Annotated in this window: 11 protein-coding genes and 1 pseudogene; all 12 read right to left on the reverse strand. The window is 55.9% G+C overall.

Annotation, left to right across the window (positions count from 1 at the left end; genetic code table 11):
• Positions 1-758: 758 nt before the first annotated feature.
• Positions 759-1331: pseudogene (locus AABA86_RS10285) on the reverse strand (IS481 family transposase); the annotation flags it as partial.
• A 664-nt stretch (positions 1332-1995) separates the two neighbouring features.
• Positions 1996-2217, reverse strand: coding sequence for a hypothetical protein (locus tag AABA86_RS10290; RefSeq protein WP_338306621.1), 222 nt, complete (start codon positions 2215-2217; stop codon positions 1996-1998).
• Between the two features lie 564 nt (positions 2218-2781).
• Entirely contained in the window at positions 2782-4740 is a 1959-nt protein-coding gene (locus AABA86_RS10295; RefSeq protein WP_338306622.1) for a nucleoside-diphosphate sugar epimerase/dehydratase, read from the reverse strand.
• A 988-nt stretch (positions 4741-5728) separates the two neighbouring features.
• Positions 5729-6640, reverse strand: a complete 912-nt coding sequence (locus AABA86_RS10300) for an arsenate reductase/protein-tyrosine-phosphatase family protein (RefSeq protein WP_338306623.1) — start codon at positions 6638-6640, stop codon at positions 5729-5731.
• On the reverse strand, positions 6637-6873 hold the full coding sequence (locus AABA86_RS10305; RefSeq protein ID WP_338306624.1) for a hypothetical protein: 237 nt from the start codon (positions 6871-6873) through the stop codon (positions 6637-6639). The genes AABA86_RS10300 and AABA86_RS10305 overlap by 4 nt, the downstream gene beginning before the upstream one ends.
• Before the next feature lie 700 nt (positions 6874-7573).
• Positions 7574-8845: an O-antigen ligase family protein gene (locus AABA86_RS10310; RefSeq protein ID WP_338306625.1), complete on the reverse strand. Its 1272-nt coding sequence runs from the start codon at positions 8843-8845 to the stop codon at positions 7574-7576.
• Positions 8846-9285: 440 nt separating this feature from the next.
• Positions 9286-10461, reverse strand: coding sequence for a DegT/DnrJ/EryC1/StrS family aminotransferase (locus AABA86_RS10315; RefSeq protein WP_338306626.1), 1176 nt, complete (start codon positions 10459-10461; stop codon positions 9286-9288).
• Positions 10461-11132: an acetyltransferase gene (locus tag AABA86_RS10320; protein WP_338306627.1), complete on the reverse strand. Its 672-nt coding sequence runs from the start codon at positions 11130-11132 to the stop codon at positions 10461-10463. The genes AABA86_RS10315 and AABA86_RS10320 overlap by 1 nt, the downstream gene beginning before the upstream one ends.
• Positions 11077-11661, reverse strand: a complete 585-nt coding sequence (locus AABA86_RS10325; protein WP_338306628.1) for a sugar transferase — start codon at positions 11659-11661, stop codon at positions 11077-11079. Before AABA86_RS10325 ends, AABA86_RS10320 begins: the two co-directional genes overlap by 56 nt.
• Positions 11658-12884, reverse strand: coding sequence for a glycosyltransferase family 4 protein (locus tag AABA86_RS10330; RefSeq protein ID WP_338306629.1), 1227 nt, complete (start codon positions 12882-12884; stop codon positions 11658-11660). Before AABA86_RS10330 ends, AABA86_RS10325 begins: the two co-directional genes overlap by 4 nt.
• A complete protein-coding gene (gene wecB, locus AABA86_RS10335) occupies positions 12881-13966 on the reverse strand; it encodes a non-hydrolyzing UDP-N-acetylglucosamine 2-epimerase (RefSeq protein WP_338306630.1) in 1086 nt (361 codons plus the stop codon). The genes AABA86_RS10330 and wecB overlap by 4 nt, the downstream gene beginning before the upstream one ends.
• A gap of 34 nt (positions 13967-14000) precedes the next feature.
• Positions 14001-15839, reverse strand: a complete 1839-nt coding sequence (asnB, locus tag AABA86_RS10340; RefSeq protein ID WP_338306631.1) for an asparagine synthase (glutamine-hydrolyzing) — start codon at positions 15837-15839, stop codon at positions 14001-14003.
• Positions 15840-15842 lie beyond the last annotated feature (3 nt).

The following is a 15842-nucleotide window of genomic DNA, read 5'->3' on the forward strand; positions in this document are numbered from 1 at the left end:
GCCAGGCATGAAGGCGTCAGCTAGCGAGGCATGACTTCACCACCTTGGGTGGTAGCGCCTCGGCGGCGGGTAGTATGGATCCGGCAGCGCGTAGCCGTACCCTGGACGATAGGCGGGACCGTGGGGCGTCATGCGGCCAACAACCCCACTTGTCGGATAGCAGCCTCGGCGATTGCAGGCAGATTCCGTAAACACGCCGGTACGCACATCAAAACACCCGTCCATGTTACAAGTCCACTGAACCTGTACCACGCCTGAGTCCTGCTGGATTGGAATCGCTCCTTGGCCTCTTGGAATCCCCCAAGCGCTCGAAACTCCGATTGTGCAGACCAGCATTCCAAGTGCAATCCCAGAGCCGACGTCGCGCATCGAAAACCTCCCTTACCGCAGCCCAAGCATACTAGGGATCAGGCAATCTGAACAACACCTGAATCGACGCTCTGATCGGACATGCCTTCGAAGACAGCCAGCCCGCGAGCTCCGTAAGAGCAAGGCACCTGAGGTCACGGACCGAGGCATCGAACATTACTATCCTGGACGGCTGGATCGAACACAAAGTCGACCCTGGCGTGCTTCAGAGTGAGACGGGACGTTCACCTGGGATCTGCTACTTTGCGAGCGCCGAAGCATCGTGTGAAGATCTTAACCAAGCGCATTAGATGCTCAGTCCCGAAGCGAGGCGGCTTGGATCGTATCTGAAGCGGACGGGTTCGTCAGCCCAGGCTTAGCAGATCCGTTCGTATGGTCTGATGCCGCGGAAGGGTCGTTAGTCGCTTGGCGAAGTTATAGGCACCCAAGAAAGCGGGGACGTTTTCCTTGAGCTGCTGGTGTGTTGGCGTAGTGATATCGGCGCACAATGGCTTCCTGGAGGATACGGTTCATGCGTTCAAAGTGGCCGCTGGTCCACGGGCGATTTGGCTTGGTGCTACGTTGTGCAGCCTGTATAGCGCGGTCGGCCCCGATCGATGTTGCGGCATATCGCAGAACTGCACTCCATTGTCGGTCAGAACGGCCGGGATCTTATACGGGACTGCGGCGATCAAAGCTTCGAGAAGGCCGCCGCCGTTCTGACGTTGGCGACCTCTTGCAAATGGACGAAGGCGAATTTCGAAGTCCGGTCGAATGGCCTCGAACAGGTGCAATTTGCGCCGCTCGGTGCGGACCTCGGCGATATCGATATGGAAATAGCCGATAAGGTAAGCCTTGAACGGCTGCTTGGCCGGCTTGTCGCTACCGGTCTCGGCCAGCCGGCTGAGCCCATAGCGTTGCAGGCAGCGGTGCAAGGACGACCGAGTCAGGCGCGGGATCGTTGCCTGCAGCGCGAGGCAGTTCCCACGCTCCGGGACCAGACACGTAGCTTACGTGAATTCGGCAACAAGCGCGCAGGGACCAACGCCGGAACTTTGAGCGTGGACCGCGGCGACGGAAAACACAATGTAAAGGACCTCCTTTTTGCTTGCCGAACAGAAGGATTGGCGTCGAGGTCACGATGGCCAATCTTTAAGTTTTTGGATGTCTTGAGTGCGATCAAGTACATGGAATGCTGCGCGTCAAAACCAGTTCGGATTTCGATTTGGGAAATTTGCTTTGATTGATAAATGCAACCAGCAAAGTGGGCTCGTCAGGGGAGCGGCCGATTGGGCGCATTTTCCCAACTCTAAGCGTGCACCTTCTCGGCTCTTTCAACTGCAATTGTTGATTGAACAAGCCGTATTTACTTTCCTGTTGGCGGTTTTACTCCCGAAGTCTCTCGGTCACCGACGCGTTCGGCAGTTGCGTGTCGGCGAGGTCACGCTCATGATTACCACAACAACGGGAAGCCGAAGGCATCTATGATCGTGCTCTTAGCATTCCTCCAAGATTCTGGCGAAGCGCATTCGTGTTCCTGAGTAAATAAGCAAGCGCAACGCCACCGGTTCGCTAACCTGCCGAGAGACAAGTCGGCGGGAAGTTGGACAGCCCCCTTATTCTATCCCGTGAAGAGATCTGGCCTCCTTAGCGCGCATTAGCAGCTGCCCGGAAGAATGGTGTCATCTTTTCGAAGATTTCGACGCGAAACCGATCGATCTCCCATGTGAGCGCGTCGTTAAAGCCTGGGGCATGATTGTGAATCGTCATGCGGTCCGCCGCGACCCGTGTGGGGGTACCAGCTATGGTAATCCACCCCGAAAGAACCTTACCATCCCACTCGATTGCAGGTGTTCGATCGATGGACATTGCACCCTCCGCTGCTCTCCGAGAACTAGCATCGTTTTGCTTCGGAAGGTGTGGCAAGCTTGCAACAATCGGCATTCAACCGACATGGTTTAGGAGCGGAGCTGGGCATTGAGAGTATTAAGGGTCAATTCAGAGGAGTTTCTGCGAATGCTCAAGAAGCTCTCCTGATGTCTCCCGCTGTGCGTTTCCATCGCCTTGATGCGCAGCTGTCTTCCACGCAGGCTGGACAGCCTAAACCAACATCAAAAACAAGATTGAACTGATCAGCAAAAGAGCAAGTGTCGCGAGAACAAATTGAACTGTTCTTCCGCGGAACGAGAAACGATCGCGGGGAACACTCTTTTCCCCTGCATTGCGATTTGATTGGGGCCCGGAGCAGTCACATACCGATCTGTGCTCGTGACAGATGCACGCAAGGGAACCGTCTGTGTTGACGACAACCATCCCGATCTCAGCTCGAAAATCTCATTGCGAGTAACACGAACTATTCGCTTTATAGAACTTCGTCAATCGGGCCGACGTTCATGCCGCGCTGTCTTTTCGGTGCGATCAGGGCTCGTGGCACTATTGCCCGCTGACGTGCTGCTTGGTTTGCGCGCAATCTTCACTGCGCTGGGACGATACCGCGCTCAATTCGAATTCGGGGACCGCATCCTTTAGGATAGATCTGATGGTGGCCCGATCCTCGCACGCGATCGCCCGCCTGAGCTCTCCAACCCATTTGCGCAGCATCTGCATCGGCCGTTCGTTCGGCTGCGCAGCCATGATGCCGGGCACACCAATCTCGCGGGTCGGCTCCTCCGAGGCGAACAAGATCTCGTGCAGGCGCTCGCCCGGCCTCATGCCCGTAAACACGATCTCAATGTCGTAGCCCGGCTGAAGCCCGGAGAGCCGGATCATGCGTTCGGCGAGATCGACAATCTTCACTGGCTGCCCCATATTGAGCACGTAGACCGAGACATCAGGACGCGGCGACCCGAGCGCGTGCGTTGCCGCTGTTATGACAAGATCGCAGGCCTCGCGAATAGTCATGAAGTAGCGGACCATGTCAGGATGGGTGACGGTGACAGGACCGCCGGCCTCGATCTGGGCCTTGAACTTCGGAACCACCGAGCCGTTCGAGGCCAGCACGTTGCCGAACCGGACCGAAATCAAGCGCATCGGGAGGTTGGCGCCGCCGCTCGCATCACGGTCGAGCGCCTGGCAGTACATCTCCGCAAAACGCTTGGTTAGGCCAAGCATTGACACCGGCTCGATTGCCTTGTCGGTTGAAATCATCACCATGGCCTCGGCGCCGGCGGCGAGTGCTGCGTCTGCCACGTTGATGGAGCCGAAGATGTTTGTCTTGACGCCCTCGCTCCAGTCGCGCTCCAAGATCGGCACGTGCTTGAGCGCCGCGGCATGAAACACAATATCAGGCTTGAACTCCGCCATCAGGCGCATGATGCGCTCGCGGTCGCGGATGTCGGCGATCCGCCCTTCGATCTGGGCCGTCGCGCCGTGCGCGGCGAGCGCTTCCATAATCGCGTAGAGCGCCGGCTCGGAATTTTCTACGATCAGAAGACGCGCGGCGCCGAAGGCGACTACCCGCTCGCAGATCTCTGAGCCGATTGAGCCACCGCCGCCAGTGACGATGATCGCCTTGCTTCTGACCAGACTTCCGAGGCGCGCATAGTTGATCGTCTCAGTCTGGCGCAACAGCAAATCTTCGACGGCAATGGAAGTGAGCCGCGGCACGTCCCCACTCTCTAGCGACGGTAGACGACTGACGATCACGCCCAAGCGGCGCGCCCGCATCAGCACGGATTCAGGATGCGCCTCCGGCTCAAAGGCCGATGGCGTCATAATCAAGCGGGCGATCGGCTTGTTGCGCTCGGCAAAGGCCGCGATCACGCGCTCCACGTCATCGATCCCGCCGACCACAGGTACGTTGCGAATATATTGCCCACGGTCCGCCGCTGATGGTGACAACACGCCGACCGGCCAGAGGCGCTTAATGGCCCCACTCTCGATACCTCGCAAGAGAACCTCGACATCCGCTGCGCGCCCGATCAAAAGCGTTGGTGAAGCAGCCTCTATCCTGGCGTGACGCCGGATGCGAGTATAGCGGAAGTAGCGATAGGCAAGACGCAAAGCACTCAGAAAGGAGATCTGCAAGAACCAATAGAGGACGATGGTGACTTTGCCGAGGAAGAAGGCCCCATAAACGTTCGGGGCCACGAAGATGTAGTCGAGCAAAAGAAGTGCGCCCGCCAGCAGAGTTGAGACACGCAAGATGTTGAACGCATCGAGCAGCGAGATAAATCGCCATTTCGTTGTGGTCAGGTTGAAGTAGAAGAAGAGGATGCAACTAAAGGCGAGGAAAGGCGGGAGCGTGCGGAATAGGAGCGGCAGACGAGTAAAGAAGTCTTCGCCACCATCAAAGCGCAAATAGAATGCAACGAACAGCGCAGCCGCTGTTGCAAGCAGATCGTGAAGGGCGATCAGTACATTGCGTACCGTAAGATGGGAAAGCCGTGTCATCCGGCACCGATGTTGTCCAGTTTTCATTGAAGCAGACGTGCAGTTAGCGCATATCGTAGATGGCTACCAGTAGGGAGAAGATGGGTTCGTTGAACCAACTCCAACTTGCCGCCTGACGACAAGCTCCGTTTGTCGAAACCACCGCGATCTTCATCCTACTGGATGAAGAGAGTATCATTATACCATTGCATTCGTCGGGAGAAGAAGCGCCAAAAGCCAAAGGCAGAACTACATGATCTCTGTTGAAGCGCTCTTGGCCCGAGACGAACTTGTGGAGCTGCACTGACCTCCTCCTGAATCCGCTACCTGGGCCGGCGTCAGTCCTCACCGAGGAGTTTTTCTTACGAGTAAGCCGCTACCCGAGGAACAAATTTGAACCTCCCGACATGTCTATGCGACCGATCTTAGAGGAGATTGGCTATGAATGCGGTGGAGATGGGCACCCTGATCGTTGTCGCGATTATCGCTCTAGATATCGCTCTCGGATACGTATTGGCCCGCTGGCCAATCGATATTTAACGACAAACCGGCGAGCCTGAACCGAACGAGCTTTCATTTGAGGCCTCAGCGCTGGCATGCGGCTCCAGCCGGGCCATTTTGCATTCGTGCGATCGACGCCCGTGCATCATTGCCTTCAAGCACTCCGCACAACAATCGCCTCATGTTTCTCTGCTATTCTCAGGAGCACGGTGATGGCCAATGCCGACCTGGGCAGAAGGCGACAGAAGAAAGTTATCTGAGTTCGTGAGGCGGATATCACTCGCGCATTTCTTGGTCAATCAAACGTCGCGCTCCCTGAACGAGACATTATGAAGCGGGTGCGCGGCATGTTCTAAGGATAGTCCCGAGGGCTACAAGCTGAGTTCGCAAACCGTGGATCGCTTTGCTGCTGGTACCCTGCCCGCGCGCCCCCCGACCATACAGGATCCAATATCGCGAGACGGCTCGCACGCTGAAGGGCTGCTGCCACTCTCAGCCAGCTAGTCGGCTACGGAGCAAGACGGCGTCCTCGTTCGGATAAGAGATCGTCAATTCGCAAAATTGCTATTAAGTTTTCTATCATCTGCGCCAGGTGTGGCAAGGCATCGCCGGGATCGGCGACATCAATATCGTCAACTTGCCAATATAAGACCCGACTTGCCAGAGCCGGAAAGCGTCGTTCAATCATTGATCGATGCTCCGCCTCTTTCAACCCTATGACTATGTCTGCTTGGCTGAAGTCCGTTAAGCTGCACGGCCGCGGAAGTTCGTGAGCTCCCGTTGCGCTAATCCCCAGTCCTTGTAAAGCTTGGATCACATAGCGAGAGATGGTCCCGATGTTGGCCGGCGATCCACTCTCCGCAGCGCCTCTGGAGAACGCTCGCCAGCGTAAGTTCTCCTGTTCGGAAAGGTGATTGAACAATTCCTCAGCAAACCGGCTGCGGTAATAGTTTCCCGTACAAAGGAAAAGAATACGCTTGCAGCCGTCGGTCATCCGAGAAGCCAGATAACTGTGAAGCACGATGGCGGTAAGAGGAGTAAGCTTGTCTCGAATTCCGCTGACCTTCTCGGCCTCAACGATCACCAGCTTGCCTTCCGTAACATTGAGGCTGGATGCGTTTATGCCGCGTGCAATGAAATAGACACCTTTCACATGCCCGCCGACGTTCTCTGGATCGGGGATGTCCAGAGTGACCAAATGCTGGAAATTTTCCAGCAAGAGCGTCACGCCGATCTCTTCCGTGACTTCGCGAAGGATGCATTCGAGCGGTGTTTCGCCCTCTTCTCTTCGGCCACCGAAAAAAGAAACCCTTCCCGGCTGGGCGATGCTGGGCTTGTCATCTCTCAATTGAAGAAGCAGGCGTCCAGTGTCGTCGATCAGAATCGCAGAGGAAAAGTCTCGAAGACGTGGCGAGGTCATTGGTCGTCCAGCCGTGCGACGTAGGCCTCAGACAGGCCAATCTTTCGGCCCACGTCTTCCAATCCCGCGTATTGTGGGTTTCTGACCGCACCTTCGGGGACGGATGGTAAGTCGAAACAAAGAGCGCGCTTGGCAGTGCGATGGGTCAACTGCGCCAGCACAGGCGCTAGTCGATAACCCCAAACACTTGGGTTCGAATAAAACTCTTCTACTTCGGCATGGGTAAGCATCATGACCCGTCCTGTAAACGCGCCCTCTGGGCGGAGCGCCAATATCGCGCGCGTGTCGATCCTGAGCGCTCCACATAGGCTTACCTAACGTTGGACGGTCGAATCGACTTGGCCACTAAAGGCTTAGGATCCATAAACGGGACATAGAAGAAAACGTTCACTCCATCTGTCAAGCGGACCTTTAGCGCCTCAGCACAAAGACGGATCCGAGAACCTGATAGCTGGCGAATTTTATGCCCATGCCTATGGCGTACTCACCCGGGGGTACGTGGTGGTGTCTTGCCAGTCCTGAGTGTCGTATAAGGTCATCTTAGGAGCTCTCTGGTCGCATGCACCACCATGTTCAACATTGCCAGCTGCGTTGAGCATCCCACCGTCCACCATGTTGCCGCCCATTAGCTCGTCGACAAGGGAATGTCCGCCTACTTTGATCGAATCAACTAGCGGTCGCGCGACGTTGGGGTTCTCGTACTCGGACTATCCCTGCGCCGCCGATCGGCATCCATTATTCGAGTCCGGCACTGCGCATGCCCATCCATAAGCACACTTCTCAACAGCATGCCTCATGCTGCGGCTAGGTCCTTCGCGGGAATGGATACTCACGTTATCGCCTGAAAGCGAGAGCTTAGATGGTCGGATCTTCGACAGCCACGCGGTTGTGTCCCCTCATCCTGCATGTAGCAGCGTGAGCACACCGGTCGGCTTAGTCGCCCCTCTCCTTCAGTCCAGCCGATCCTCGCAGCAGCATCCCGCCAGCAATCCCAACAGTTAAGACATACATCCAGCCTTCTGCGAAGTCGAACAGATGGGAATTGAACAATGAGCTGAGGATGTTCTCGGTCACAGCCACCAAGCCTAGCCAGCTCATCAGTGTCTTGCGACCTATGAACAGCCGCCAATGGATGAACCACATGGCATACAAGACGATGACCCCGATCGATCCCCACTGAACAGCTACATTAAGCGTCTGATTGTGCGGATTGCCGATCACCTCAGCTGCGACGCCGCTCTTTCCGGCTGCATCGCGTTCGAACAGCGTTCTCGTCGAGCCAGTCCCATGACCAAGGATCGGAGCTTCGCTAAAGAAATTGAGTGACTTTCGCCAAAACTCCAGCCGCATGCCTGCAGAAGTAGAAGCGTTGTTATCGCGATAGGCTTGATATTCAGTAACAACTACTTCAGTCCTCAGCCGAAGGTAAGGCGACGCATACCACGCAAGAAGCCCAAAGAAGATGGCGCCAAGCAACAGCACGGCCAAACGTCGTCGACTGAAATAGCGGAGGGCAAAGACGACGAACAGAATAGGAATGCAAACAAAAGCTGTTCTTGAACTCGCGACAAAGATCATATTGGCGATAAAGGCTAAGCCAAGCGTCACAAATCCGAGCGTCAGGATTAGCCGGCGTTGACTTTGAATGTGCACAGCAGCACCAAGCGCACCAAACGCGCACAAGGTGAACTCTTGCCCTTGCACAATATAGTTCTTCACTGGCACTCCTAGCGACTCAGTGCCGAATGCCAATCGTGGATCAAGAAACATCACCCACGACAGCAACATTACGGCTGTGCAGGAGATGAGAAAAGCCGCCGCAACCCACAATGCTTGCCCGGTTTTTTCAAAATGCCGAATCAGAATAGGAATCGCGATAAGTTTAACAGCGGGATTGATCCCCCCATATCGTGCCTGCCATGGAATATCCGTCGCCCACACCGTGCCAACTACAGCTAAAAGAACCAGAAGAATGGGTAGATAGCATGCGGGATGGGACAGCGCCGCGCGAACGTCCGTCCATTCAGCAGTGGGAAACAGCGTCACCAGCCAGATCACGGCAAAGATTGATACAAGCGATGTTGACCATGGCAGGGAGGCGGCGAGCAGCACTATGGCCACGTCTGACGCTCTCATCCAGCGCGCTGAGTCACGCCATGTCGCCTGCCACGATCCCGCCTTGATATCTGCCCCCCTCACGCTCATGCTTCGTTTTTCCTAGTGTGCCTCACCATAGGGCCCAACTATTCTCCGGAGAGGTGTCCGCAAGAAAAATCCCACCGTGACGGGCAGACTGCTCTTGTTCCCGTGGCACTTGGGCACCAGCTCTTAAGTGGACCAAACCAGCCTGTTGATCGCCCCGAACAGCGGCAGGCATTTAGTCAAGATACCGCAGCTTGACGATCTTAGAAACATGTGTGACGCAAAGGACCATTTCGGGCTTCAAGAAAGATCTCGACTCCGCGGTCCTGTCTTGCGGGGCTTCTCAACTGCCACTCTACTGTCAAGTGACCAGCGCAGACTTCCCTTAATTCTTGCCTATGATTTCAACCCAATCTGCTGCACCTGCTCCTCATAGATGCTAACTTGCTAGACCGGCGTTCCATTCAGAGCAAGCAACTGATGGAACGGTCATGATGGAGAAGTCAGGCCGTCGCGCAACCAAGAACTTCATCCAGCACTTGGCAAGTCTTATCGATCTCAGGATCGGTGAGAGTCGGATGCACGAGCAGAGCAATACTGCTCTCCCCGAGTTCTTTGGCGACCGGTAGCCTTTCGGACGGCCGCCAGAGGGTATTGTCAAAAGCGCGCTCCAAGTACACTTCCGACTGCGACCCGTGCAGGCACGGAACCCCCAACAACTCAACTTCACGGATAATACGGTCACGGCTCCATCCGGCGGCCAACGCCTCACGTCGGACGAATCCATAGAGTCGATACCAAGCGTGGCGAGCATAATTTGGAATCGCAGGCAGGCGTACAACGTTATGTTTTCGCAAAGTTGCACTGATCCGTTCAGCAGCCCAGGTTCGGCGCGCCGTCCATTCGGGCATCCGCTTAAGCTGGATGAGTCCTATTGCGCCTTGCATTTCCAGCATGCGCCAATTGGTCCCAAACGAAGTGTGTAGTAGCCGCGGGCCAGGTGGATGTCGGTCTTCATAAACGCATTTCCAACTCTTACCGTGGTCCTTGTACGACCACATGGCCGACCACAGACCCTGATCATTGGTCGTGACCATCCCGCCCTCGCCGCCGGTGGTGATAATCTTATCCTGACAGAAAGACCACGCCCCAACATGACCGATCGAACCTACGCTGCGGCCTTTGTAGGTCGCCCCGTGAGCTTGCGCGCAGTCCTCAATGACCACCAACCCGCGTTCAGACGCCAATCGCATGATCGGATCCATGTCGCATGGCATACCGGCGAGGTGCACCGGAATGATCGCCTTAGTCCGATCGGTCAGCACGCGCGAAATCGTCTCGGCGCTGATGTTTTGTGTGTCGCGATCTATATCGGCGAAGACCGGGATCGCACCAGCGATCACCGCTGACGACACGGACGCTATATACGTTCGCGGTGCTACCACTACCTCGTCGCCCGGTCCCACACCCAACGCCTTAAGGGCAACGTCGAGCGCTAGGGTACCGTTGGCCAAAGCGACCGCATGCCTCGTTCCGACGAACTTGGCAAATTCGGCCTCGAACTCCCGGCAGAGATCCCCAGTCCAGTAATTGACCTTATTGGACGCCAAGACCGACGACACGGCCTCGATTTCTTCCTGGGTGTAACTCGGCCAAGGTGAGAATTGTGTGTTGAGCATCAGAATGCCTTCAGTGGTCTCGCTGGAACACCAACCACAGTCTTATTCGAGGCGATGTCTTTGACAATGGCGCTGCCCACACCCGCAATAACATTATCACCTACCGTAATGTTGTTGCGCACGACTGTGCCGGTCCCCATCCAGCTAGCTCTTCCGATTTTGACAGCACCAGAAAGATGAACGCCCGGAGATAGATGAGCCCCCTCAGCAACATGGCAGTCGTGGTCCACTGTGGCTCCGGTATTGATGATGCACCCATCTCCAATGCGTGCCGAAACGTTCACGACACTGCTGGGCGCAAGATAGCAGGCTTTTCCGATCTCTGCCCGCGGACTGACCACAGCAGTCCTGTCGATGATTGTCACCAGTGGCGCGCCGGCATCCCTCAACTTTGCCAACCAGTCAAGTCGGACCACATTGGCCCCGATGCCAACGATAACACCATCAAAGTCCTCAACCCGCTCAAGCAGCTGGCTGCTCGTACCGGCGACTTCCCAAGCAACGAATATTCCAGTGCGCCAATCGTCGAAGAAGGTGATCTTCCAGCCCGATGCCTCGGCGCTGTCAGCAATGACCGATCCATGTCCGCCTGCACCTAAGATCGCAAGACGCATATCAATTGCCGCCAAATTTCTCGGCAGCGACGGAATTCTCTGACGTGATCCCTTCACGGCAGGCCACCTTCCTGATAGTCATAAACATGATCTTGAGATCTAGTACCAACGCTTGGTTATCGACATACCAAACGTCCAGAGCGAATTTCTCCGGCCAACTGATGGCGTTGCGACCATTAACCTGCGCCCAACCTGTGATTCCGGGCCTGACATCGTGCCGGCGTCGCTGCTCTGGCGAATAAAGTGGCAGATATTCCATTAGAAGTGGCCGCGGTCCGACGATACTCATGTCCCCCTTGAGCACGTTCCACAACTCGGGCAACTCATCCAAGCTCGTGGCACGCAGCTTCTCGCCGAACGGGGTGAGCCGCTCGGCATCGGAACGGCCGGCATAGCCGTCGATTGCGTTGTGCATTGAGCGAAACTTCACCATCTCGAACGATTGTCCATGTAGACCCGCCCGCGTCTGTCGAAAGAAAATGGGCGAGCCAAGCTTTACATAGACCGCAATGGCAATTCCGAGGATAAACGGCCACAGGAATGCCAGCGCCAGCGCCGACAACAGGACGTCCAGTAGCCGCTTCATTTGCCAGCCCTCAAGGCTGTGTCCAGCGCGCCAGCGAACTTTATGCCGAGTCGGTCGAACTCGTAGTTCTCCTCTATGTGCCTGCGATTCGCCGCTCCCATTCTCTGCCGCTCGGCCGGCGGCAGGGCCGACAAGCCTATCATAGCTCGTGCTAGCGCGTGCGGATCGCCAGCGAGGACCGTAACGCCCCCCTTGGCCGCTTCCACCGGATTATTGCCCGCATCGCACGAAAAAATGACCGGCCTTCCGCAGGCCATGAAGTCGAACAACTTGTTCGAACTGATGCCATACTTGAATACGGGCGCATTGATAAGGTTGAATACAAAAGCGTCAGCTTCCGCTGCTAGAGATGCGATCTGCTTCTTGGGCACCGGGTCCTCGAACGATACGTTCTTGAGGTCCAACTGGCGCGCCATCTCGATCAGCGACGGTTTGAGCGGCCCGTCCCCTATCATTCGCAGGTTGATTAGTCTCTCGGTATCGGCTCCTTGTACTAGGCTCATCGCGCGCAGTACGTTGTCAAGCCCGTTGGCCGTACCGTGCGCACCAAAATACATGAAAGTAAAGGTATCCCCCGTCTCCTTAGGCTGAGGTCCGGGAAAAATCTCGAGTTCAATTCCGTTAGGCACCCAAACGATCTTTTCAGCTGCAATGCCGAGCGGCTCGATATATTCTCTGGCATGCGGCAGCAGTACAACAATCTGCGCAGCATTTTTGTAGAGATGCTGCTCTAGCACGCGCAGTGCCATCGTCATGGGGTGGCGCTCGGACAGCCGGCCGAGATCCACGAGTGTTTGGGGCCAGAGATCGCGAACCTCGAACACGAATGGGACGCCATGTCGACGCGCCAACCGCAGGCCAGCCCAGGCCGCAAAGGGATGTACACTCGAGCCAACGATCGCGTCCGGGCGTTCAAGTTGTCTGGTGTGTTCGGGTTTCAGTGCCGACCACGTGTAGCCGATCATGTTGCGGACGCGGTCTACACCATTTCCAGAATAGGAGGCGGTGCGCAGCCACAAGAAAGGAACGCCATTAAACGTGTCCAGACGCATGGTTTCCCCGGGCATCAACCGTTCACGCCCCGTGCCGTGCTCGGTGCTAGCGGCAATCACGCTGGCTGACCAGCCATTTCGCATGAGAGATCGTGCTAACGAGTAATGCCGAGTTCCCCCCGGGCCGCCGGGCTCCTGCGCGTAGTGGTTGAGTATCCAGACCGACTTCATGCTAGGAACCGGTCGATCGAACGTGCAATCCTTTCGGCCGCCCTGCCATCCCCGTAAGGCGCAATCTCTTCGCCCAAGACACCAACCCGCTTCAGGATCGTAGCGGTGATACTGTCAGCATCGATAGGTGGTGCCAGAATATTCCAGCCTGATTCGACCAGTTCCACCCATTCAGTTTCGTCGCGTAGTGTCACGCAAGGCACCTTGTGAAAATAGGCTTCCTTTTGCACTCCGCCCGAATCGGTAGCGATCACTAGAGCTTTCGACTCGAGCATAATCATATCAAGATATCCGACTGGATCGATGGTAGTGACGCGTCCCAGATCGCAGCCCCTCTGCTGGACCACTGCCTTAGTGCGCGGGTGCATAGGCAAGATCACGGGAAATGTCTCGGCTACTTGCCGAAGTGCTTCCATAATTCGGGAGAGTCTTACCGGATCGTCCGTATTTTCTGCTCGATGGATCGTGGCAAGGACATATTCCTTCGCGACGATCTTCAATTTATTCAGGATAGTGCTAGCGTCGATCGCTCGCTTCCCGAAATGCAAGGTGGCATCGTACATCACGTCGCCAACCTGCATCATTTTGGCCATCTCGATACCCTCGCGTTGAAGATTGTTGATTGCGATCTGCGAGGGAGCGAACAACAGCTCAGACAAGTGATCTACCACAACACGATTCTGCTCCTCCGGCATCCGGCGGTTGAATGAACGCAGGCCCGCCTCCACATGCACTACAGGAATGTGTAGCTTGCTCGCAGCAAGCGCCCCCGCCAAAGTGGAATTGGTATCTCCATAGACCAGGACGGCATCAGGCTTGGTGTCTAGGTAGACTTGTTCCAAAGCCGCCAACATGGCGCCAGTCATTGCACCATGCCCGCCGCCTGAGATCCCCAAGTGGTGGGCAGGCCTTGCAATCCCAAGTTCTTCGAAGAAGATGTCGGACATGTTCGCGTCGAAATGCTGCCCTGTATGGATGATCCGCTCGCAGCTGTCAGTAAGCGCAGCGATCGCCAGGGACACTGGCGCTGCTTTGATAAACTGAGGCCGCGCTCCAATTACTGTTACTATAGATGCCATCATGTCTACTCAGGAGATCAACTGGACTAAAGGTAGCTCACATGGCCATGCCTGTGATGTCAAACTGGCGTTCCCAAAGCGCCAAGCTATAGAGCCGCCAACGGTTGCGCAGTGACAATCTAGGCAGCAGCTTACGCAGCCTGGCCTTATCAGAGAGTTCGGCAATCAAGTGTGAGGAGAAGATTGCCTCCGCCATCGGGCCGGAATGCTCCTTCAGCCAGATCGCGTCCGGTGCCTCGAAGCCAAACTTATTCTTGCGCCAGACGATCTGGTCATCCATCCGCCCCTTCATAGCATTGCGCAGAAGCCACTTCGTCCAACCGTTGTTGATCTTGGCCTGCGGCGGCAACGATAGGCAGAATTCGACCAACCTATAGTCGAGGAAGGGAAGCCGCGCCTCGATGCCGTGATGCATAGAGTTCTTGTCCTCATACCGCAGGAGGATTGGCAGATTGGTTTGCGTAATCTCCAGTTTCTGGAGGGCAAATGCGTCGCGACTTGCTGCGGCGAACCCCCTAACATGTTCCGGCATAGTCGGAAACATCCGAAGATAGGCGTGCTCGCGTTTATGTACGTCGTACCGTGTTCTCGAGGCCAAGCCGCCGACAACATATTTGACGATACTGCGATAGGTCATGTTGTCATTGTTGGCGCGAACGGAATGCAGCGCTCGTAACAACGCTAACGGTCCATCGGCTCGCCAGACCGAGAAAGCATATGCCGCGTAGTATTTTTCGTAGCCTAACAGAGTTTCGTCGCCGCCCTGTCCGTCGAGCAATACAGTAATACCTTGTCGCTTTGCTTCGGCCATTACGAAGTACTGCATAGTCAACGACGGGCTGCCAAATGGCTCTTCCTGGGCGTCGACTATTTTAGGGAGAGAATCGACGAAATCATCATAGGAGGGTCGCACCTGATGCCAATCCAATCCGCTGCGATCGACCACGCGTCGTGCAAAGGCCGACTCGTCCGAGCTCGCTAACTCGCTGACCGCGGTAATGGCCGAAAAATTGGCACCACCCGCCGCCCTGTAGGCTTGGGAAGCGATAGTAGCGACGCTCGAACTGTCCAAACCACCACTCAGGCAAGTCCCCACCTTCACGTCTGAGCGCAGCCTCAGCCGAATAGCGTCGGTGAAAAGCTCGATAAATTGAGCTGTAAGTTCGTCGGAACCGACTTTACCCATTCCCATTCGACAAGTGAGATTGTAGTGCCGGAAAACACTGAAATCGTTGGTCGAGAGGTTGTAGCGTGCGGAGTGCCCCGCCGGCAGCCGGAGCACACCTTGAAAGAAGGTCCTTTCACCGGCATCGGCGCTATTAACTAAGAGGAAGTTCTCCACCAAGTCGCGCGCAGCGGTCCGTTCGTGCAGGAAGGGCAACAATTGTCTGATCTCTGAGCCAAAGGCGAAGACTCTAGCATTGGCCACGTAATAGAGGGGCTTAACTCCGAACCGATCGCGAGAGAGGAAGATGGTGTTACTTGTGCGATCGATAATCGCGAACGCCCACATGCCATTGAAACGCTCGACGCACCTCTCACCCCACTGTCGGTAGGCAGCCAGCAACACTTCAGTGTCGGAATTGCTGCGAAACGCATGTCCTTTTTCGATCAGCGATGCCCTAACTTCAATGAAGTTATAGATTTCGCCATTAAAGATGATGGTCGCCAGACCATCGGGAGACGTCATTGGCTGGCCGCCCAAGCTAGAGAGGTCCAGGACCGAAAGACGGCGGTGACCGAGAGCGAAGCTGTGCTCAACCAAATGGTCGGCGCCGTTAGGGCCGCGATGTGCTACAGCATCGGTCATGGCCCTGATAACCGCAAGGTCGGCGGGAGCTCCGCGCCTGTCGATATAACCTGCAATACCGCACATCGT

Origin of the sequence: Bradyrhizobium sp. TM233 (assembly GCF_036247965.1) — a bacterium.
Lineage (GTDB): Bacteria > Pseudomonadota > Alphaproteobacteria > Rhizobiales > Xanthobacteraceae > Bradyrhizobium > Bradyrhizobium ottawaense.